This window comes from Corynebacterium choanae (assembly GCF_003813965.1).
In the GTDB taxonomy this organism is placed as follows: Bacteria; Actinomycetota; Actinomycetes; order Mycobacteriales; family Mycobacteriaceae; genus Corynebacterium; species Corynebacterium choanae.
This window is the reverse complement of sequence record NZ_CP033896.1, coordinates 1,208,743-1,229,998: the sequence shown is the minus strand read 5'-3', so window position 1 is coordinate 1,229,998 and position 21,256 is coordinate 1,208,743. Positions and strand designations below refer to the sequence as shown.

The window sequence follows — 21,256 nt, the reverse complement described above, 5'->3', positions numbered from 1 at the left end:
CTTGTGGGAAACCCGCTAAGGTAGCGGTCATGTCTGCTGCCCAATCGTCACTGCCGGTACATGATGCACCAACCTTTCCGGTGGACTTTCATCCCGACCGCACCCATTTGCTGTCCGCATTCGTGATGACCTGTATTTTGTTGCTGGTTATTGGGGTTCGCCCGGAAGAAACAGCAGGTTTAGGGTTCGATTCTCGGTGGCTGCTGTTGCTCCTGGTAGGACCTGCGCTGTTTGTCTACTGGGTGCTGCGTGCTCGTACGCGAGTCACCGCCACGGGCATCACCACCCGTCCCGCGTTTGCTGCCGGCCACACTGCTTCCTGGGAACAGATCGAAGGTATCCAATTCCGCAAGTCGAAGGCACTCCTCCAAGTCAGCGATCAGGAACCTTTCCCACTGCCAGGGGTGACATTTAATTCCTTAACGAAGCTTGCCGCAGCCTCAAATGGGCGTATCCCTGATGTCATCAATGAAGGCTACGCGGCGGCCACCAATAAGGTCGTCATCATGCGGAAAGACGGCCGCCAAATCATTGTGTCGCGCGAAGAATATGAAGCCCGTCAGCAGGCCGCACAGCACAGCGCGCAGCAGTAGCTGGGCGCAACCTTCCACCCCGTCGGCACTCCGCAAGTCAACCAGCTCATCGATATGCTCTTGTGGTGCTGCTGCAGGGCAGGAACACCGCTGCCGGGATGTGCTAAGACACAATTCCTGGTAGTGGTTGTCCTTGGCTTCACCACACAGCTAACCCCGCCATACCACTGAGTGGTCCACCTGATGGGATTGCGCTGACAATCGCCTAGTCGGCGCTTTATCATGGCTAGAGTGCAGTTGCCGGGTTGCTTTCGCGCCCGGCACTGTCGTGTGTTCGACGGCACTTCCGCCGCCATGTTCATTCATGTCTTACCTGTTCATCCATGTCTTTCCTGGGAGCTTCCATGATTCCGCTGCGATCAAAAACCACTACTGCTGGCCGGCAGGCGGCTGGGGCACGTGCCCTGTGGCGGGCAACCGGCATGACCGATGACGACTTCGGCAAACCGATTATTGCGATCGCGAACTCCTACACCCAGTTCGTTCCCGGGCATGTGCATCTCAAGGATGTGGGTGAAATCGTCGCCGAGGCGATTCGCGCCGCCGGTGGGGTGGCGAAAGAATTCCACACCATCGCTGTTGATGATGGAATTGCGATGGGGCATGGCGGCATGTTGTATTCGCTGCCGTCCAGGGAAATCATTGCTGACAGTGTGGAATATATGGTCAATGCACACACCGCTGACGCCCTGGTGTGTATCTCAAACTGCGACAAGATCACCCCCGGAATGCTAAATGCTGCCCTGCGGCTCAACATCCCCACGGTGTTTGTCTCGGGCGGACCGATGGAAGCGGGCAAAGCGGTGGTGGTTGACGGGGTTGCCCACGCCCCCACCGATCTTGTGACTGCGATTTCTGCGTCTGCCTCTGAGGAAGTCGACGATACTGGGCTTGCCCAGGTGGAAGCTTCTGCCTGTCCCACCTGTGGTTCCTGCTCTGGGATGTTTACCGCGAATTCGATGAACTGCCTCACTGAGGCGCTGGGGCTTTCGCTTCCCGGTAACGGTTCGACGTTGGCCACCCATGCTGCCCGAAAAGCATTATTCTCCCAGGCTGGCAGCACTATCGTCGAGTTGTGTCGCCGCTACTATGGCAGCGGTGATGAGTCGGTGCTGCCGCGCAATATTGCTACCCGGGAAGCATTCGACAATGCCATGGCACTCGACATGGCTATGGGTGGTTCCACCAATACAGTGCTGCATATTTTAGCTGCCGCACAAGAGGCGGAAGTGGACTTTACCTTGGCCGATATTGATGCACTGTCCCGAAAAGTGGGCTGTTTGGCTAAGGTGTCCCCGAACTCGGACTATCACATGGAAGATGTGCACCGTGCCGGTGGTATTCCGGCGATTCTTGGGGAGCTGTACCGTGCCGGTTTGCTGCACACTGATGTTCATGCGGTGCACGCGGACTCTCTGGAGCAGTGGCTCGCCGCCTGGGATATCCGCGGGGACCAGCCGTCGGACGCTGCACTTGAACTCTTCCATGCGGCACCGGGTGGGGTGCGCACCACCACTCCATTTTCGACGGAGAATCGGTGGGACAGTCTCGATACCGACGCGGTGGGGGGCTGTATCCGTGACGTGGAACATGCATACACCGCCGACGGCGGATTGGCGGTGCTCACCGGTAATCTCGCGGAACATGGGGCAATTATTAAAGCCGCAGGTATCGATGAGTCTCTGTGGGAGTTCACCGGCCCTGCCCGAGTGGTGGAATCCCAGGAGGAGGCGGTAAGTGTTATTTTGAAACGTGAAATTCAGCCGGGTGAAGTGCTGGTGGTTCGCTATGAAGGCCCCTCTGGTGGTCCTGGTATGCAAGAGATGCTGCATCCGACCGCATTTTTGAAAGGTGCCGGTTTGGGTAAGCAGTGTGCGCTGGTTACTGATGGTCGTTTCTCTGGTGGGTCGTCCGGTTTGTCGGTGGGTCATATTTCGCCGGAGGCAGCCCACGGCGGCGTCATCGGGCTGGTTCGCGATGGGGACATGATCACGATCAATGTGCATACCCGGGCTCTTACCGTTGACGTGTCTGCCGAAGAATTAGCGAAACGGAGAGAAGCAGAACTTGCCCGTCCGCGGCCGTTTACCCCGCGGGATCGCAACCGGCCAGTAACCCGAGCCTTGCGGGCTTATGCCCAATTGGCTACTTCGGCAGATAAAGGCGCGGTGCGACGCCTTGCCGACGATCACTAACAAACCCTGCACGTAGTCGCCCAACATCGAAGAACAATCGCAACATCACAGGGGTCCCTTGCCCCTTGCAGTTCACTGGGTTTTCAGTCCCTGGATAGATGGGTTTCCAGGCGACATGTAGGGCGCCGTGCACCCGCGAACATCCCGCTGCCGAAGCAGATTACGGCAGCGGGATTTTGTGATTTGTTGCTAGGGTTTTTGCTTGCCAGGGTGCACTCTGTAAGCCTTGTGCGCAATGCGTGATGCGTGCTGCAACCAGTGTCAATGGCAAGGAAACAACCCAACCGCCCGCACTGTTTGATGCCCGCAGCCACACGCAACGAATACCCGTAGAAGTTGTTGTCACAGGCTACAAGGAATGCAACCTTGTTAAGCAGCAATGCTGAGACGACCTGGGGGTGTCTGCGCAACCGGTAACACAGGCCGTATGGTTTTTCTGGGGTCGGATGCGGGTCGCCGCACAATGTGCGAGAGAGGTTGTTTGCCCCCGGGGGGGATGGTTTAGAAGCGTTCGGTTTCACTCGGCGGCAGCTCATCGTCGGCATCACTGCTGCCGGAGGCGCGGCGGGCAGTGGCTACCCTGGTGGGAAGATCCAATCCGGCTGCGGTGTCATCGGGATGATAGCCCCGAATTTTCATATCGATGGCATAGACCACGGTAATGATGGTGAGCCCATAGATCAGCATGCCGCCGAGCGCCATAATCATCCAGGTTGCCCACAGGCCATTGACGTGATCAGCAGCCCACAATCCAAATACCGGGGTGTAGCCGAAGGCAAGACCTACTACCATCCCTGCCCCGCCAGCCCAACTCCACAGCCAGGTAGCAACCCCTATGGCCAGAGTCATTACTGCTAAGGCAGCGAAGAATTTTGCCACCCCAACTTCGACAATATGCCCACCGAAGAAGCCGAAAAAAGTGCCGGCACCGATTGCGGCGCCAATGATGACACTGATGACGAATCGCAGCAAAGCAGGCCGGCGGGTTGGTCGCGATGAAGCTGAATGGGGCTGGTGAGGGTGCAACGATACTCCACGAATCTCATCGGTTGAAGATGGCCAGGTGGGGCGAATGACCCCACCAGCATAGCTATGCCAGTACTGTGTAGCCGAACCTGATGGTTGGCTGCTGTCGCTGCACAGCACTGGCGGAAAACACTGTGCGGTAGCCCGCACAGCAAGGAGGTTATCCGGCGATCCCTTGGAGAGGATTGACACCGGCGGTAAACCACCACAGTGCTACTGCGGCGGCGACACCGATCACAAAGAATAACCAGGATGAGGCAAGCGGCCGCTTCGCCCAGCCGCGGGAGAAGTCAGCACTCACCCGTCCAGGGCCGGTGAATTGTAAGGCTACTGCCATGGCAAACAGGGCAAGCTGGAGCCACACAGTATCTTCCCAGTAGAGCAGATTCCCGGAATGGTCGGAGATAGCAATGGCGTGCATTGCGAAAAAGCCGGTTGTGATCACGCCGAGGGCGGCAGCAAACGGGGTGAGGAGGCCGAGGAGCAGGAATAATCCGGCAGCCAATGCAAGAATTGGCATGAGCAATACGAGGATCTCCGGCTGGGCGTAGCCGCTGAACGAATCCCGCAGACCAGCGAGTGAACGACCACCTTGCCCAAAAAGCACCAAGGTGGCGGTCAGCAGCAGATAGCCGCCGAAGAATAGGCGCAGCAATAGGAGCCCAAAGTCCATGGTGCCGCGTTTGCCTGCAGCAGGATCGACGGCTGTAGGCAGCGCAGTTTCACTCTCAACGGTCGCATCGGTGACCACCGGCATGGTGGTGGTTGGGGTGTGATCGGTGGCGACTGTTGCAACCGGCGGGGTGGTGTTAGCAGCAAACACCGTGGTGGGGGCGTCAGCAATCGGATCGATGCGTTGGGGTTCTACTCGTCCAGCTGCTGAATATCCGTTCGATACGGGCGGCAGCTCCCCTTGATTGATCGGTTCGCCGGAGCTAAACCGGCCAGGTTTTGGGGTTGGCTTGGGGTCAGTCATAGCCACTACCATAAAAGCAATTTGCCTGTTGAACCGCTCGCCACACCGAGAGGAAGCAAAAATTCTCGAGTGGGACGATGCAGGAAAAACACCTGTTTTTCAAGGGCTTGACGGCAACAAGCGGTGACATGGCAGCAGATCGTCGCATGATTGTTCAACGAGGCCGCGTCATTGATGGTGATCGATGCGAATCTGTTGTGCTGCGGGGTGCTGTTGTTTGCGTTGTACTCAGTGTGGTCAGCTCAAACCACTGCCATGTTGCGCACCACAGGGCTGCTAGCTGGGGCAGCGCTGAAGTGATGCAGCAAGTGCGTCGTGTTCCGCCTGGGTCACCCACAGGGCGTAGCGGTGTTTTACCACGATTTGTCGTATCGCATAGGCGCAGCGAAAAGCGGTGTTGGGTGGCTGCCAGGATGCGGCGTCGGAAGCTGATTTTTGGGTGTTGACCCGTCCCATCACCGCGAGGAGATTGTCCGGGTCATTGGCAAAGTTTTGCCGCTGTTCGGGGGCAAGCTGTTGGGCGCCTTTTTGCCACGCGTCCCCAAGAGCGACCACATGATCAATTTGCACCAGTGGACTGGTGTCTTTGCCGCGTTGAAAATGCAGTGGGGTGCCAGTGTAGGGTTCGAGAAAATCCCCGCTGAGTACAACACAGTCACGGGTTCCTGGTTTCGTCACCACCTGCGAAAGATCGCGGCGCAAAATATCGTTGCGGGTATCGCACCCATTGTGCCCAAATTCGACGGTGACATCGTCAGTCCACCGATCCCCGAAGGCTTGCCGACTATAGCCGGTTTTTGGGCTGCGGCCGCGGATCGGAAGGGTAGCTAAGAGCTGTGTGGCTTCCACAGGGCTGGCGATGAGCTGATAGTTTGGCCACTGGGTGGGATCGTAGTCAGCCGGGAGTTGCACTGTGACATCCACACCGGCCAGTTCGCTGTCGTTGCCCGGTGGTGCGGAATTGTTGGTGTCGGCGGTAAAGTCCGGGCGGCCAACAGTGCTGGGCTGGGCAGGATCAGGCGATGCGGACGGTGGTGTCCCGGTCGGGGATGATGCGGACTGCTGCTGGGTTTGGGCAGCATCTTCGGTAACCAGCGGTGGAGGAATGACCGGTGGCGGGGTATCTCCCATGCTGCAGCTAGTAATCAGGGGTAGGGCGAATAGGGCTCCCAATACTCGGGCGCCGGGACGTGGTATTGCTGGGTTTTCCAGGGGTGAGTTCCAGGGCATGATCCTGCAGCCTTCTGCTGTTCGTGATGGCCAATTCCCACGGTCTGTTGCACCCGGGCTGTGCACCATGGTCGGCAGCATCGTCAACCAAACGCGTGTAAACACACCAGACTTTAGTGTGTGCGCCGGTGGCACCGGCCAGCTCGTCGGTTGGCTGCTGTGGTTATCGCGACGGGCAGTCCATGTAAAGCAACCACTGCGACCATTATCGACGAGCACCACGACCAGCACCGGGCGCGGCGCAATATTGGTTGCCCGCAACGCTGCCCGGCTAAGGGAGCAGACCCGACGCTGCCGCGCCCGGGCAGTACGCCATCAGCGGCCGGATGGTTCCTGCAGCACATTTACCCCTGGGGTGACTTCGGTGTCATCGAAGGGGTCAAGATGGTGGCGCGCAGCTGTCACTACAGTGTCGGTGAGCTGCTGCAGCAGGGGGGATTCGAGGCGCCAATGCTGCCAATAGAGTGGGACAACTAAAACCCGCTCGTCGAGGGTGACGAGTTCCCCGGAGGCAATCAGTGGTGCTGATTGCTGGTCGGGGATCAGCCCCCAGCCCAGGCCTAAACGAACCGCGTCAAGAAACGCCTCTGAGGAGGGGATTTCACTAATACGACGATTTGGTGGGGTGTAGTCGAGGCGGCCTTGCAGATCGGCGTCTTGGATGGCATCTTTCGGACCGAACCGTAGGGCGGGCATCGCCGACCAGTCCAGGGTGCCGTCGCTGAGGGTGTATTTTTCTTTCATCACCGGACAGGCCAAAGCCCGGTAGCGCATCACACCAAGCGGGGTGGTGTCGCATCCTGATACCGGGGCAGCTTCCCGGGTGACAGCGCCGACACAGTCCCCGCGCCGCAGCAGGGTGAGCGAGTGGGCTTCGTCCTCGAGGCGCAGCCGCAGACACGATCCATCCCAGCTGGAAACCTCGGCGATCACATCCCGAAACCAGGAGGCCAGCGAGTCGGCGTTGACTGCAACGTTGAGTGGCACCCGGGCGAGACGATCGGACATCTGGGCGTCTGTTTCCGCTTGCAGGAGCCGCATCCGCCGGGCGGCTTGCGCCAAAATCTCCCCGGCTTCGGTGGCGGTGACCGGCTGGACGCGGCGCACCAGCACCCGGCCAGCGGCCTGTTCCAGGGCTTTCATGCGCTGGCTGACTGCGGATGGAGTAACAGCAAGATGATCAGCTGCTGCTTCAAAAGAGCCTTCATCAAGGACTGCGAGCAGCGTTTCCAGATGTACAGGATTCACAACTTACAAGAATACACCCCGAAACGGGTGCCCCATATTGTTGGCGGGTGTGGATGAGCCAGCACCCGCAACCGGCGAATCCCTGCTCGTGGATCTGTGACTTGGGGGTATTTCGACCCGCGCCCGCTAACCCACCAGCAAACAAGCAAACAAGCGCCAATTAACCGATACTTAAGATTATAAAGATTGCGTAATTTTTACTTCACCTAAAGGGGGCGTTACGCTCGTCACTATGATGGTCATGCTCAACGGGTTTCTTATGGGATTGTCGCTGATTATTGCAATCGGGCCGCAAAACGCCTTACTGCTCAAGCAGGGTATTCGCCGCAGCGGTGTTACTGCAATTGTCGCAGTCTGCATTCTCTCCGACATGATCCTTATTGCTGCCGGCACTGCCGGGGTGGGAGTAATCATCGATAAGGCGCCGATCGTGTTGACGATCCTCACCTGGCTTGGGGTGGCCTATCTGTGCTATTTCGCAATGACCTGTTTCCGGGATGCCATCACCCAAACCACCGTCACTGTCGACGATCCACAGCTTCCTGACACAGCGCCGCTGGATACACACGAGGTTGCTGCCGCATTGCTCAACAATGAGCCTGATCCCTCAACTGCAGCGGGCATCAAATTCGGCAACCATCAACACTCCGCTCCCCTTGCCCCGGCACACCATCATCGCGGCCAGCTGGCAACCAAAGCAAAACCAGCTGCAGTCCCCGCCACGGCACACCCTTCGCAGCGCGACGCACTGTGGGCACCGATTTCCGCTGCCCTGATTATGACCTGGCTCAATCCGGGCACCTATGTCGACATTGTGGTCATGCTCGGCGGGATGGCGAACCAATACGGCGACACCGGCCGGTGGGTGTTTGCCATCGGCGCTTTCGCGGCTTCCCTACTGTGGTTCCCCACAATCGGCTACGGGGCACAAGCCCTCGCCGGCCCCTTATCGAATCCGAAGGTGCTGCGGGTGATGAACATTGGAATCGGCATCACCATGTTGGCCATTGCCGCCCGTCTGCTGCTGCACGTCATCTAACGAGCCTGCGAAAAGCCGCACACCTTACCAGCGATATTCTCAACCACCCCACCGCCAACAGCAGCACTCCACGAACCATCCACGCACCAACAGCAACGCGGTCGACGGCGCTGCTGCTGGTGCGGATTGGCAGCTATTCGCTGAGCTTCGAACGGGTGGCAGCAGCCCAAATATTAATCCCAGCATCCCGGGCAATATCATCAATTGCCGCCAACTCTTGGGCGCTAAACTCCACCTGCTCCAGGGCGCCAATATTTTGATCCAGCTGGGCAAGCGACGAAGCACCAATGACCGCTGAGGCGACCGTCTGCTCCCCGAACTCGCCCTGCCGGCGCAGCACCCATGACAACGCCATTTGCGCCAGGGTTTGACCACGCTCCTGCGCAATATCGTTGAGGCGTCGCACCATCTCCAAGTTCGACTCGCTTAACATCGACGAAGCCAGCGACTTGCCGGCGGCAGCCCGGGAATCCTCTGGCACCCCATGCAAATACCGGTCAGTCAACAAACCCTGTGCAAGCGGACTAAACGCAATAATCCCCACCCCGGTATCGGCGGCCGCCTCGAGCAACGATTCGGTGCCGTCGGTGTCAGTGGGTTCCTCCACCCACCGATTCAACATCGAATAGCTGGGCTGGTGACATACCAGCGGGCATCCTTCATCGTCCATAATCTCTGCAGCCTGCCGCAACAGCTCCGGCGAATAGGAAGACACCCCGGCATAGAGCGCTTTGCCGCTGGCGACAATATCGCGCAGCGCCCCCATTGTTTCTTCTAACGGGGTATCTGGATCAGGTCGATGATGATAGAAAATATCGACATAGTCCACTCCCAGGCGCTGCAGCGAACGATCCAGGGAAGCCATCAAATATTTGCGACTTCCACCGAAGCCGTAAGGACCATCCCAACCCCGCCAGCCAGCCTTGGTTGCAATCACGAGTTCGTCGCGATAGGCATGTAAATCCGAATCAAGCAGCATCCCGAACGCGGTTTCTGCCGACCCGGAGGGTGGGCCGTAATTATTCGCTAAATCAAAATGGGTGATCCCTCGATCAAAGGCGCCAAGCACTATTGCTCGCTGGTCAGCAAATGGCTTGTCGTGACCAAAGTTGTGCCACATGCCCAGTGCAATAGCCGACACCTGCAGCCCGGAGTTCCCAAGCCGCCGATACTGCATGGACTCGTAGCGCTGCGGATGCGGTTGATACTGTGAATTATTTTCATCCATATGCCCATTGTGCATCAATCCCGCATCCAGGGTTGCCAGATTGTTGCACTGCACCACCCCACGACCAAACCCCCAGCCACTTCGCCGCCAACTGCCCCAAAGAGCAACGCAGCAGCATCACCCTCGTGTCCCGCGCCAGGAATACGATCCTGCGGTTGGAAACCAGAGCTGATGCTGCTGCGAAGAGGAGACTTCTCCACGCGTTTGCTCGCACTATCGCAAGCTGCAGCCGACTACTGCTACACAGTTGAGCTTTAAGCGCGGCAACAATGCGAACGCTGTCCCGCTATTGCAGATTTCTTGCCTGGGGATCGCGGTTTTCTTCCTCTTCCACAATCGCCTCAGTGACTTTTTCTTCAAAGGTTTCGTGCAGCTCGCTGTCGTCAATATTCGACTCCCCCAGGTGATAGTCGAGACGACGCTGCTGGGCGGGGGTGAATTGGCGACGTGGATGTAGCTTAATCATCATCAAGTCGCGAATCTTCTTGCGGCGACGAGTTTCCTTGCGAATTTCAGTCAGGTCTTTCATCCAGTTGATGACCAACACAATCGACAGCACCACGCCCACATAGCCGAGTGCTGGATAGACGTAGGTCACCAGATTTCGGAACCCGAAGAAGGAGATTGCGAAGGCCACCAACACCACCACCACATAGGTTGGGTAGAATGCTTTGGCTGGTTTATTGCTGGTCAGCCGGCGGGTGAGCGAATACAGCATGCCCACAGCCGAGTTGAAGATCATGCCGTAGATCGCAATGGACATCACATAGCCCATTGCCGGGTGAATATCTTGCACGATCTGCAGCATCGGCAGCGGCGAGTCGTACACCTTGTCGATCTTCACATACAACGCGATTGCGGTCATTACCAGCATGGCACCGAACAGGCCACCGCCGAGCAAACCGCCTAAGCCAGCTACTCGCGGGTTGAGATAGTATCCGCCGATAACAATCGACATCGACACCACCACAATGAGGTTAAAGCCGGCATAGTTTAACGTTGCCACCACAATATTCGGCAGGGTCGAGTGGATCTGTGAGGCGGCGAGATCAAGCTGCTCAGTGGGGGTGTTCGCCGTCGCTAGACAGAAAATGAACACGATAATGAGCATGACAATGATCAGCGGGGTGGTGATCGCAATAGCGTTGGAAACCTTATCGACGTCGAAACGCCCAATAATAAGGACGACCACCAGCAGGATGAGCGAACCCCACAGCTTGTCGATTCCGAAGGCTTGATTAAGGTTTGCCCCACCGCCAGCGAACATCACGAACCCCAGCGAGAAACTGGTGAGCATCACTGACCAGTCGAGCACTTTGGCCAGCAGCGGATGAGTTACCTCGTCGAGGACTGCAGTGTGTTCGTTTGCCTGATAGTAGGAACCCAGCTGCAGGATGATCATGCCGGCGAGGGTCATAAAGATTGCAACTGCAACCGCACCCCAAATACCGGCTTGACCGAAGTGGACGAAAAACTGCATCACTTCCTGCCCGGACGCAAACCCCGCCCCGACAGCAAGGCCAATAAAGGCCATGGCGATAGATATGACGCGGTTTCGCATCATGATGAAAGTCAACTCCCAATGTTGTTGTTCACAAAAATCGGCCGCCCCATCAACAGGGGTGGATGGTGTGTACACACTCGTCTACCGGTATCGAACGGGTCTGCCCGGTGTGTGCAAAACCATTTTGGCCGGTAGAAGACCGCTACCGGCGCATTGTGCTGGCAACGCCGACAAAAAGCCTCCAGGGGCATAAGCGCAACCATCGCCGACGCGATCGAGTCACCGATGATCCGTTTTTCAGGGGATCAGAATCGGCGCTGTACAACAGCCCGTGGTGCTGATCGACTCGGATACCTCATTTGGCGATTCACCTGCCAGTGGTGCTCCACACGGGATGAAACCACGCACCGGTGTCACGAATCCAAGGTGTTGCGATCCTTGCAACAGTCGGCCTGGCTACGCATTCCACCGGGGTGTACCCGGCAAAGGCAGAGTCTCCTGCCGGAAGCAGGCTGCACCTACCCTAGGGGCTTGTGGTTGCGGTTGTCTGCCGTGACAGCAGGCAGCACGCTACCTTGCACACACCACCGATCGGACAGAATTGCCCAGCTAAACGGATGTGCACAGCACAAATTGCGTCACGCCCGGCTGGGCGCGCCTTCGTCATAGTGTATCGTCTTGGCGCCAGATGTGGCAGCAAACAACCGGTTGTCAGACAACTACGCTCCTTTCATCGCCGTCATGCACCCCATTTATAGGGTCGGCTTACTAGTTTGCGCTTGCCTTCCTTGCACCCCATACCAAGCCATCCCCGAAGGTGAAGCAAACACCCTGCAAGCCCCAACTTTCCGCAGCCCCGACCAACTCCATGATCCGTCCTGTGATCTGCGGCGCAACAAGGGCAAGTACGCACCGCCAACTTCGTGCGCTACCTTACACCGGGCAACTACTGTGTCATTGACCACAGCAGAGGATTCGTGGCTTGTTGCCCCAAGATGCAACCATCCCCTGCCCCGTCAGACTCCGACGAAACAGGGGATGATCGATACCACGGCTGACACGGCTGCCCATGCAGCACGCCACCGGTTACCACCAGCCGGTAGTCAGCCTTATTACCGGGCTCGTGTGGCAATGCCGGCGTCGCATCTTACTGGGCGCACTTTTCGGCAATGAGTTTGTTGACCAATGCAGGATCAGCTTTCCCCCGGGTTGCTTTCATCACCGCACCAACAATTGCCCCAGCGGCCTTGTTATTGCCGCCTTGGATCTTGGCGACAATATCCGGATTCGCCGCCAATGCCTCATCCACGGCCTGTTCAATAGCCCCATCATCGCGCACCACTTCCAGGCCGCGGGCAGCCACCACTTCGCTCACCGTGCCTTCGCCGTCCAATACACCATCGACGGCTTGACGAGCCAACTTGTTTGTCAGTTTGCCCTCTTTGACCAGCTGACAAACCTCTGCCACCTGGGCTGGTGTGATCGACAAATCAGCCAACGCTACATCACGTTCGTTGGCTTTCTGCGTGAGATACGCAACCCACCACGAACGCGCCTCCGCGGAAGATGCGCCCTGTTCAATCGTGGCAATAATCAGCTCAAGAGCACCAGCGTTCACCAAATCGCGCATCGCTTCATCGGAGACACCCCATTCCTGCTGCAGCCGCGCTTTCCGCACCCACGGCAGCTCCGGGAGCGTTACCCGAATCTCTTCCACCCACGCCTTCGGGGCGATTACCGGTGGCAGATCAGGATCATTGAAATAGCGATAATCCTCCGCGGTCTCTTTGATACGGCCTGCGGTTGTAGAGCCATCAGTTTCCTGATAGTGACGGGTTTCCTGGCGAATCGAACCACCGTCAGTAATCACCCGCGCCTGCCGCTGCATTTCGAAACGCACAGCCTGCTCCACACTGCGCAGCGAGTTAATATTCTTCGTCTCAGTACGGGTACCGAATTCTTCGGTGCCCACCGGACGCAGCGACAAGTTTGAATCGACTCGCATCGACCCCTGATCCATCCGCGCATCAGACACCCCGAGTGCCTTCACCAATTCCCGCAAGGCCGCCACATAGCAGCGAGCAACCTCAGGAGCCCTCGCACCGGCTCCCTCAATCGGTTTGGTGACAATCTCAATAAGCGGCACACCAGCACGGTTACAGTCCACCAGCGACGAAGTGGCCCCCTGCAGGCGACCATCCGCACCACCGAGGTGGGTGAGTTTTCCGGTGTCTTCCTCCATGTGGGCGCGCTCGATCTCTACCCGCCACGTTTCCCCATCGTCCAGCACCACATCCAGGTACCCGTCATAGGCGATCGGTTCATCGTATTGCGAAATCTGATAGTTTTTCGGCTGATCAGGATAAAAATAGTTCTTCCGCGCGAAACGGGAAGATTCCGCGATCTTACAGTTGAGTGCCAGTCCGATCTTGATCGCCCACTCAACCCCCTTGGCGTTTACGACCGGCAACGCCCCCGGCAGCCCCAGGCTCACCGGATCAACGTGGCTATTCGGTTCACCACCGAATTCCGCAGAGGATGCGGAGAACATTTTCGTTTCGGTGGCAAGTTCGACGTGAACCTCCAACCCCATTACCGGATCGAAGCGCTCCAGCACTTCGTCATAGTCCATCAAGTCATAACTGGCAGTCATGGCATAGTAGTTTATCGCCCGCTGGAAGGAAGGTACACCCCGGGGCAAGGTTGCGCCGCGGAAACCCTAAAACGAGCAAACACACATCCCCCACCGTGGTGCGTCACACCATGAGGGAAGCAGCCATAAACGCCAGCAGAACCACCGCGGCAATTGCTGCCGCCAGCAATGCCAGCGTGGAATGACGAAACGGCCAATGCATCGCCACTATCACCCCAACCGTGGCGCCAATCACGTCATAGATCACATCGTCAACGTCACTATAGCCCCACGCAAACACAAACTGGAGAGTCTCAATAGCGAAAGCTGCAATACCTGTAACGATCGCCGTCCGATACACCAGGTGCCGCAGCCGGTGCGAAGAAACCACTCCATCATCGGGCATATCAGGCCTGGCAGGTACTGCCGCCCATACCGGACGTCCCCACCACCAGTGCACAAGACGAACCAGCCCGGCGGGAAGCCACTGTGGCCGCGCGGGACAACTCGCAGACTGTCGGACCAGCAGCGTGATCACGAAGGCCAGCATGCAAAACAGCCACAGATTGCCGGCCACATTCAACATCAGCGCATACAGCGAACGGGTGTGCACTAGTCCAGCAAATGGTGTGAGGCGGAGTTCTCGGCGCCCTTGATTTGCCGTCAGCCACACGCCGCCGATAAAAAACACCCGTTTTCCCAAGGTGAACCCAAGGGTGACAACGAGCTGGGATAGGAGGATTCCCGCACGAACCGAAGGCAGCAAAACCGGCCCTGCTGGGGTGTCAATGAGGAGACCAAAATGCCGCAGATCAGCGACTATCCGCGCGGCACACCCCCGCAATGGCCAAAGAAACCACTGCAACCATTGCCACAATTTCAAGCCCTGTTGACCGCCAGCTGCAGCCGAATCAGTATCGGCAAGTGGGCTTGGATTCCTCATAACAGCCTTTTCTTCACCGGGCAGTGCTCATCCTCGACACTTCTACCGGACATCCTGCGTTCACCGCACCCCCCATTGAACGGTTGCACGAGGCAGCTGGTTGCACTGCACCTCATCCCAGTACCGCTACCCGAATGACGCTTCCTTGCACCTTCTCTGCCGGTGATCTCACCGGCAGAGTAGATGAACGATCATCGCAGTGATCCGGTGCTTCCCATGGCCGGGCCGGCTTCGCAGTCCCGCTGAAGCAAACCGGCAAATCTCCTAGCCCACTTTACGAAACGCGATGCCTTGCACCCCGTTCGTGAGATACAGCACGTTGTTCGGGGTGACGAACAAAATCACCTGTGCTGCGAACACATCCCAGAATTCGTCATCGGTTGGTGTGTCGCATGCTTTTAATCCGCGCACCGCGTTGCCCAACGCAATGCCACCATTGTCGGTAACAACAAGCTGCGCCGAATACGGGTTGCAGCCATCAACACCAGAGACCGCGTAGGTGCCAGTTGCGGAAGGTAGAACCCCCACGTCGAGTGTTACAGCCCGATTCGATGCCGCCTGATTCTTGCCCTGCAACAGCTCAATAATCCGACCACGGTCGGAAACCCGCTGCGCACCGGCAGGCATCTGGGAGACGATATGGCCCGTGACATCCCCAAACGATGAAAACGCCGGAATAGGCATATTCGCATCAATATTCGCAGTGAAACCTGAAGAAAACGCCGTCATCGCCGCAATCGCTGCGGCCAATGGATGAGCCATGAACACCAACCATCCTTGTGGGTGAAACATTAGATAAAAGTGCACTTACGCTATCACACCGGCGCACCAACGAGCCGCTGCCCATAGTGCAGTGTGGTGTCAGCGACGGACATGACACCGCACGGCAGTTTCCACCTGCTGCTCGGTGTTCGAGGGGAAACTCCGTTGGTAGCACACCTATCGTCCGCGAAGCGGACAAGGGGCCTGTGAAAACGTAAAGTGTCCTCACGCCAACATCCAGGGTTGTGGCAAGTCGGTGACCTCTGAAATCACAAGGTGTAGCTCCGCTGAGATTCGCGCCAGGTATTGCGACAACATGATTGCAAATCAGCCCAAAGCACACCCCACCCACCGAAGTTGGTAATACCTTTTCGGGGGATGAAACAGCCAACACCACCGGTGAGGTTCACCGATGGTGTTGGAACTATCTGTCAAAGCCACATGGCTGTGCACCTCGCATGGCGATGCACAGTTCACACACAACTCCGGCCAGCCGGCGCCGCAAGCGCCAGGCGTTGGGCTAGCCGAACAAGGCGCGGGCAGTCTTATAGCGGCCTTCCGGCACACACTTCAACGTGCCGACAGCATCGGCAAGTGGAATCTGCACAATATGCTCACCGCGCAGCGCCACCGTCGTCCCAAACTGACCTTCATGGCAGGCACGAGCCGCATGCACCCCATAGCGGGTAGCCAGCACACGGTCATAGGCCGTCGGAGTACCACCACGCTGAATATGCCCCAGCGTTGTGGTACGCACATCGTGGCCGAGACGTGCCTTGATTTCGTCACCAATCTGCTGGCCGATACCGGTAAAGATCTCGTGACCGAACTGGTCAACACCGCCGGACTTCAGCTCCATGGTGCCTTCCTTCGGCATAGCACCTTCGGCGACGACGATAATGCCGTACTTCTCCCCCATCTGGAAGCGGCGCTCCATCGCCTTACAGATCTCAGCGATGTCAAAAGGCTGCTCCGGAATCACGATGTAGTGTGCACCACCGGCCATACCAGCGTGCAGCGCAATCCAGCCGACATGGCGCCCCATCACTTCCACAATCATGACGCGATTGTGGGATTCGGCGGTGGTATGCAACCGGTCGATCGCATCGGTGGCAACAGATACCGCAGTATCAAAGCCGAAGGTGTAGTCGGTGCCGTTGACGTCATTGTCAATGGTCTTTGGCACACCAACCACCGGAATACCGTTATCGGAAAGCCACTTGGCACCTTTGAGAGTACCTTCACCACCGATAGGGATCAGAGCATCGACACCCGCATCAGCAAGGTTGGCTTTGATAGTTTCCAGACCGTTTTTAAACCGATCTGGATGCAGCCGGCCGGTACCCAAAATGGTGCCGCCACGCAGCAGGATTCGGTCGATGGATTCATCGTCATACAGCTGAACACGGCGGTCTTCCATCAAGCCCACCCAGCCGTCTTGGTAGCCCACCACCGTTGATCCATAGTCCGAGCTAGCTGTTCGCACGATACCGCGGATAACTGCATTGAGGCCGGGGCAGTCACCGCCCGAGGTCAAAGTCGCAATACGCATACCATTCATACTAACCCAGGTGTGTTTGTTTTTGGTTGCGCCCGATCGGAAATCACAACCCTGTGGGATTATTTCCGGTTGGTTTGCCCGTCGGTAAACCGTGTCACCGCCACAAAACCAATCGCCAACACCGCCACAATCACCACCAGCGAATTGCCCATTGCAGTGGAAACATCGTGGCCAGCTGCCTGAATCTGCATCACCGCACCAATAACGGCAGCACCCAACACGCTGCCCACCTGACGAGTGGTGTTATATACGCCACTTGCCGCCCCGATCACCCGCATTTCGACATCGCGCATCGCAGTTGCGGCATTCGGCGACCAAATAAATGCGTGTCCGACACCCATCAAACAGATACCAGGCAGCATCCACCACGCAGCCGTTCCATCACGCATCACCAAGGAACAGGCCGCCACCCCCAGCGTCATCGACCCGAACCCCAACATGGAAAGCCGTTTGGGATGAACCCGGTCAGCGAGCCGCCCCGCAACTGGGGCAAGCCCACCAGAGATCACCGCCATTGGCACCAACATCAACCCGGCCTGTTCCGCGGATAGCCCCGCCCCGTTTTGCAGATGCAGCATCATCGGCAAATTCACCGAACCGACACAAAATCCGATAGTGGCCACTGACACCGTGCCAATAGTGAAGTTGTGATTGTGAAAAATCGAGGGTGGCACCAATGCATCGTCGCCACGCGCTTCCAGGCGACGTTGCATCACCACAAACACACCAAAGAGCCCGATACCTAGGAACAACATGACAAAAACCCACCACGGCCAGTGCAGCTTTGGCCCATCCTGCAGGGCATACACAATGGCGCTCACACTCACCATGGAAACCAGTACACTCGTCAACCCCATGCGCCGGGCAGTCTTTTCCATGATCGGCACATATTTATACACCAAAACGATACTGACGATACCGATTGGAACGTTGATGAAAAACACCCACTGCCAGCCGATAGTTCCGACGATAAAGCCACCAACCAAAGGACCGATGAGGGTAGCAAGACCACCGACTGCACCCCAAATACCCATAGCGGCACCACGCTTCTCTCGGGGGAATACCCGATTGATGACACTCATCGACTGTGGTGCAAGCAGCGATGCCCCAATTCCTTGGACGGCACGGATAACAATCAACCACTCGACAGTGGGTGCCAGCCCACATCCGAGCGAAGCAAGAGTAAAAATCGCCACCCCAGCGATATAAACCGATCGTTGTCCAAACCGGTCCCCCATACGCCCAGTCACTAGCAGCGGAACAGCGAAAAACACGAGATAAATACTCGTGACCCACACCACCTGGTTGAGACTGGCACCTAACTGCTGCTCAAAATCCGGGGTGGCCACAGCGACCACCGTTTGATCGAGCAGGATCATAAAAAACCCGATGCACAGTGCAGCTAACGCCAGCCAGGCCTGTCGCAGTGGCGGGACTTCCCCGGCGGGAAGAACGTGACCGGTGGAAGCAGGAGGCACAGTGTCCGACCCGGCTTGGCCGCGGGCAGAAATTCTGGTGCTGTCTGATGTTGGGCGAGTGGGCATAACCGTCAACGATAGCGCCGGACACGGGATTGTGACAAAACCCACAGAAGTGTTGCGTCGTCCCCTCCTGCTTAACACCCGCATCCTGCTCCTCCCTTGCAGCAACCTGTTGGGAGGGCAGCACAGCTCAGTGCACGTAAGCAATATTCCGACCACGGATCATTCGCAATACCCTGCTCTTTGACAGCAGCAGCACACTGGACGATATAAGCAGCACACTGGGCGCCAACCACACGGAGATAACCGCCTGCCGGTCACTGCATAGAGCCTCTGCCTGCTGATCACAGCTTGCAGCATCTCGGTATTCGGCGAGACCATAAAACTGTGGGGAAACTATGGGAAAACCCGGCCGGTAACGTTGCATGTGCATAGTGCTGCACAGACTTTGTACCGGCAGGGTTTAGTAAGCGTTCTTTAAGACCCAATACATTGTTGCCAAGCAAGGCGCTATCAGCGACAACGCTGACGTTTAGCCGCGATGTGGCAACAACGGCTCGCGGGCAGCTTCAAACGCGGCACCCACATGGTAAAGGCGATCGTCCGCAAAAGCTGGCGCCATAATCTGCAAACCAACCGGCAGCTGAGTATCCTCCGCCAAACCAGATGGCAGCGACATGCCACACACACCTGCCAGGTTCAACGGCAGGGTGCACAGGTCGAAGTTATACATCGCCAGCGGATCGTTCACCTTTTCACCCAACTTGAAAGCGGTGGTCGGAGTGGTCGGCGAAACCAGCACATCACACTTGGCAAACGCTTGGGCGAAGTCCTGCGCAATCAAGGTGCGCACCCGCTGCGCCTGCAGATAGTAGGCGTCGTAGTAACCCACCGACAGTGCGTAAGTGCCAAGAATAATGCGGCGCTTGACCTCTGGACCAAAGCCCTGCGCCCGCGAGATTGCCATGACTTCTTCAGCCGAGTGGCGACCATCATCGCCCTCTCGCAGGCCATAGCGCATACCATCAAACCGAGCCAGGTTGGATGAGACTTCACACGGCAAGATGAGATAGTAGGCCGCAAGTGCGTCATCGAAGTGCGGACAATCCACTTCCACTACTTCCGCACCTTGCTCAGTGAGCTGAGCGACAGCCGCATGGAAGCTAGTGAGCACACCGTCTTGATAGCCGTCACGGTCAAACTGCTTGACGACACCGATCTTCATGCCTGTTAAATCACCGTCGGCACCCTTGCGGGCAGCAGCAACAACATCGGCAACTGGCCGATCCACGCTCGTTGCGTCAAAATGATCGTGACCGGCAATCACCTCGTGGAGCAGCGCAGTGTCCAACACGGTACGAGCCGTTGGACCGCCCTGGTCAAGGGACGATGCACACGCCACCAGCCCGTAGCGAGACACGGTGCCATAGGTGGGCTTGACCCCAACAGTTGCCGTCAACGCGGCAGGCTGCCGAATAGAACCACCAGTATCAGTACCAATCGCCAAAGGTGCTAACCCTGCAGCGAGTGCCGCAGAAGATCCACCACCGGAACCACCCGCAGTACGCGCAAGATCCCACGGATTCTTCGTCGGTCCGTAAGCGGAGTTTTCAGTGGATGAGCCCATGGCAAATTCATCCATATTCGTCTTGCCGATAATCGGAATACCAGCATTGCGAATCTTGGTTGTGACGGTGGCGTCATACGGCGAAAGATAACCTTCGAGCATCTTCGAGCCACAGGTGGTTGGCATATCTGTGGTAGTAAAGACGTCCTTCAACGCCAGTGGCACACCAGCTAGTGCGCTTGCCGGTTTGTCACCGCGCGCAATTGAGGCGTCCACTTCATCTGCTGCTTGCAGCGCTTGTTCACCGGCAACATGCAAAAAGGCATGGACGTCACCGTCGATCTCAGTGATGCGGTCAAGATGTGCCTGAGTAACCTCACGGGAGGAAAGCTCCCCAGCATGAATTTTCTCCGCCAAGGCGGCGGCAGTCATCGCGGTGAGTTCACTGGCGCCGTGGCCTGCTAAATACGCACTATCAGTCATGATGTTCTTCGCTCTACTTAAAAAGTTTGGTGTTGTTGCATTCTGCGGGGCTAAAAAGGGTAATCACCGGTGGTAGAAGCCCTGGGTTGGTTCAGCACAACAGCGAGTTGCCCTGATCGCTGTCAGCAATCCTCGATGTCCAGGCAACAGGTCACATGTCACGTCCAAACCATGGCGGCATTGCTCACCTTGCAGGTGGTACAACTGTTCCACCGGTGTTCAACCCGACTACCGGGGAAAGACCCGCAACGACTATTCGTCGCCTTCGTTGAGGATCTGTGGCACTTTGAATCGCTGCTGTGCCTGGGCAGGAGCCTGGTCTAACGCCTGCTCTGGGGTCAGCATGGTGCCAATACGGTCTTCCCGCATGACAGTCTCGATGGAATGGGGATGGCTCATCGGTTCCACACCCGCCGCGTCGACGCTGCGCACCTTTGACACGTTTTCAATAATGCCGTCAATCTGTTCTGCGAACTGATCGAGTTCCTCGTCAGTGAGCGCCAAACGGGCAAGATTTGCGAGGTGTTTGACCTCGTCACGCGAAATTTCTGACACGTTAGTTCAACCGCTTCCTTGTATTGACCAGGTGTGGTGCATGCTGTGGAGATGTGCGCGTGGCTGCAGGGCATGACAATCAAGTCCCCTGTTGCAACGCTAAAAAACGCACCGGTTATCGCCACAATCATACGGGGTGGCAGAGAGCAATCACAGCAGCGGCAATCACCACCGGTTCCTGCACGGTATCTACCACCGTTGATAGAAGTTCGCTTTAAGGGTATCGCACCCCG

Annotated in this window: 16 protein-coding genes; 3 read left to right on the top strand and 13 right to left on the bottom strand. The window is 57.3% G+C overall.

Annotation, left to right across the window (positions count from 1 at the left end):
* Positions 1 to 29: 29 nt before the first annotated feature.
* Together CCHOA_RS04425 and ilvD are read left to right on the top strand one after the other, a co-directional pair.
* Entirely contained in the window at positions 30 to 593 is a 564-nt protein-coding gene (locus CCHOA_RS04425) for a PH domain-containing protein (RefSeq protein WP_123927397.1), read from the top strand.
* A gap of 344 nt (positions 594 to 937) precedes the next feature.
* On the top strand, positions 938 to 2,788 hold the full coding sequence (ilvD, locus tag CCHOA_RS04420; RefSeq protein WP_123930801.1) for a dihydroxy-acid dehydratase: 1,851 nt from the start codon (positions 938 to 940) through the stop codon (positions 2,786 to 2,788).
* Positions 2,789 to 3,289: 501 nt separating this feature from the next.
* Here ilvD and CCHOA_RS04415 read toward each other — a convergent pair.
* The 4 genes from CCHOA_RS04415 to CCHOA_RS04400 form a co-directional block, all read right to left on the bottom strand.
* Positions 3,290 to 3,760 (bottom strand): hypothetical protein, encoded by a 471-nt coding sequence (locus tag CCHOA_RS04415; protein ID WP_123927394.1) that lies wholly within the window; start codon positions 3,758 to 3,760, stop codon positions 3,290 to 3,292.
* A gap of 214 nt (positions 3,761 to 3,974) precedes the next feature.
* On the bottom strand, positions 3,975 to 4,790 hold the full coding sequence (locus CCHOA_RS04410) for a DoxX family membrane protein (RefSeq protein ID WP_164472390.1): 816 nt from the start codon (positions 4,788 to 4,790) through the stop codon (positions 3,975 to 3,977).
* 276 nt (positions 4,791 to 5,066) lie between these two features.
* A complete protein-coding gene (locus tag CCHOA_RS04405; RefSeq protein WP_123927388.1) occupies positions 5,067 to 5,921 on the bottom strand; it encodes a GmrSD restriction endonuclease domain-containing protein in 855 nt (284 codons plus the stop codon).
* A 414-nt stretch (positions 5,922 to 6,335) separates the two neighbouring features.
* Complete coding sequence (locus tag CCHOA_RS04400; RefSeq protein ID WP_123927385.1) at positions 6,336 to 7,268, bottom strand: LysR family transcriptional regulator ArgP; 933 nt, start codon at positions 7,266 to 7,268, stop codon at positions 6,336 to 6,338.
* A gap of 232 nt (positions 7,269 to 7,500) precedes the next feature.
* On the opposite strand from CCHOA_RS04400, the gene CCHOA_RS04395 reads away from it, so the two are divergent.
* Positions 7,501 to 8,307 carry a LysE/ArgO family amino acid transporter gene (locus CCHOA_RS04395; RefSeq protein ID WP_123927382.1) on the top strand — a complete coding sequence of 269 codons (807 nt, stop codon included), beginning with the start codon at positions 7,501 to 7,503 and terminating at the stop codon, positions 8,305 to 8,307.
* A 133-nt stretch (positions 8,308 to 8,440) separates the two neighbouring features.
* On the opposite strand, the gene CCHOA_RS04390 is transcribed toward CCHOA_RS04395, so the two are convergent.
* From CCHOA_RS04390 to gatC, 9 genes are all read right to left on the bottom strand, one after another.
* Positions 8,441 to 9,535: an aldo/keto reductase gene (locus CCHOA_RS04390; RefSeq protein ID WP_123927379.1), complete on the bottom strand. Its 1,095-nt coding sequence runs from the start codon at positions 9,533 to 9,535 to the stop codon at positions 8,441 to 8,443.
* A 286-nt stretch (positions 9,536 to 9,821) separates the two neighbouring features.
* Positions 9,822 to 11,099 carry a YkvI family membrane protein gene (locus CCHOA_RS04385; protein ID WP_206425826.1) on the bottom strand — a complete coding sequence of 426 codons (1,278 nt, stop codon included), beginning with the start codon at positions 11,097 to 11,099 and terminating at the stop codon, positions 9,822 to 9,824.
* A gap of 1,087 nt (positions 11,100 to 12,186) precedes the next feature.
* Entirely contained in the window at positions 12,187 to 13,692 is a 1,506-nt protein-coding gene (gene gatB, locus CCHOA_RS04380) for an Asp-tRNA(Asn)/Glu-tRNA(Gln) amidotransferase subunit GatB (protein WP_123927376.1), read from the bottom strand.
* A gap of 103 nt (positions 13,693 to 13,795) precedes the next feature.
* The gene (locus CCHOA_RS04375; RefSeq protein ID WP_123927373.1) at positions 13,796 to 14,614 is read right to left on the bottom strand and encodes a VanZ family protein; all 819 of its coding nucleotides are present in this window, start codon (positions 14,612 to 14,614) and stop codon (positions 13,796 to 13,798) included.
* 264 nt (positions 14,615 to 14,878) lie between these two features.
* On the bottom strand, positions 14,879 to 15,376 hold the full coding sequence (locus tag CCHOA_RS04370; RefSeq protein ID WP_164472389.1) for an META domain-containing protein: 498 nt from the start codon (positions 15,374 to 15,376) through the stop codon (positions 14,879 to 14,881).
* 520 nt (positions 15,377 to 15,896) lie between these two features.
* Positions 15,897 to 16,928 (bottom strand): 6-phosphofructokinase, encoded by a 1,032-nt coding sequence (locus tag CCHOA_RS04365; RefSeq protein ID WP_123927367.1) that lies wholly within the window; start codon positions 16,926 to 16,928, stop codon positions 15,897 to 15,899.
* A 68-nt stretch (positions 16,929 to 16,996) separates the two neighbouring features.
* Entirely contained in the window at positions 16,997 to 18,481 is a 1,485-nt protein-coding gene (locus CCHOA_RS04360; RefSeq protein ID WP_123927364.1) for an MFS transporter, read from the bottom strand.
* Between the two features lie 469 nt (positions 18,482 to 18,950).
* Positions 18,951 to 20,468, bottom strand: a complete 1,518-nt coding sequence (gatA, locus tag CCHOA_RS04355; protein ID WP_123927361.1) for an Asp-tRNA(Asn)/Glu-tRNA(Gln) amidotransferase subunit GatA — start codon at positions 20,466 to 20,468, stop codon at positions 18,951 to 18,953.
* Positions 20,469 to 20,720: 252 nt separating this feature from the next.
* Positions 20,721 to 21,023 (bottom strand): Asp-tRNA(Asn)/Glu-tRNA(Gln) amidotransferase subunit GatC, encoded by a 303-nt coding sequence (gene gatC / locus CCHOA_RS04350; protein ID WP_123927357.1) that lies wholly within the window; start codon positions 21,021 to 21,023, stop codon positions 20,721 to 20,723.
* Between the last annotated feature and the right edge of the window lie 233 nt (positions 21,024 to 21,256).

Bases quoted from the DNA above. Each gene is read 5' to 3' on its own strand.
- CCHOA_RS04375 (WP_123927373.1), bottom strand. From the start codon at position 14,614: ATGAGGAATCCAAGCCCACTTGCCGATACTGATTCGGCTGCAGCTGGC.
- CCHOA_RS04425 (WP_123927397.1), top strand. From the start codon at position 30: ATGTCTGCTGCCCAATCGTCACTGCCGGTACATGATGCACCAACCTTT.
- gatB (WP_123927376.1), bottom strand. From the start codon at position 13,692: ATGACTGCCAGTTATGACTTGATGGACTATGACGAAGTGCTGGAGCGC.
- ilvD (WP_123930801.1), top strand. From the start codon at position 938: ATGATTCCGCTGCGATCAAAAACCACTACTGCTGGCCGGCAGGCGGCT.
- CCHOA_RS04385 (WP_206425826.1), bottom strand. From the start codon at position 11,099: ATGATGCGAAACCGCGTCATATCTATCGCCATGGCCTTTATTGGCCTT.
- CCHOA_RS04365 (WP_123927367.1), bottom strand. From the start codon at position 16,928: ATGCGTATTGCGACTTTGACCTCGGGCGGTGACTGCCCCGGCCTCAAT.
- CCHOA_RS04360 (WP_123927364.1), bottom strand. From the start codon at position 18,481: ATGCCCACTCGCCCAACATCAGACAGCACCAGAATTTCTGCCCGCGGC.
- CCHOA_RS04410 (WP_164472390.1), bottom strand. From the start codon at position 4,790: ATGACTGACCCCAAGCCAACCCCAAAACCTGGCCGGTTTAGCTCCGGC.
- gatA (WP_123927361.1), bottom strand. From the start codon at position 20,468: ATGACTGATAGTGCGTATTTAGCAGGCCACGGCGCCAGTGAACTCACC.
- CCHOA_RS04405 (WP_123927388.1), bottom strand. From the start codon at position 5,921: ATGGGAGATACCCCGCCACCGGTCATTCCTCCACCGCTGGTTACCGAA.
- CCHOA_RS04370 (WP_164472389.1), bottom strand. From the start codon at position 15,376: ATGGCTCATCCATTGGCCGCAGCGATTGCGGCGATGACGGCGTTTTCT.
- CCHOA_RS04395 (WP_123927382.1), top strand. From the start codon at position 7,501: ATGATGGTCATGCTCAACGGGTTTCTTATGGGATTGTCGCTGATTATT.
- CCHOA_RS04390 (WP_123927379.1), bottom strand. From the start codon at position 9,535: ATGGATGAAAATAATTCACAGTATCAACCGCATCCGCAGCGCTACGAG.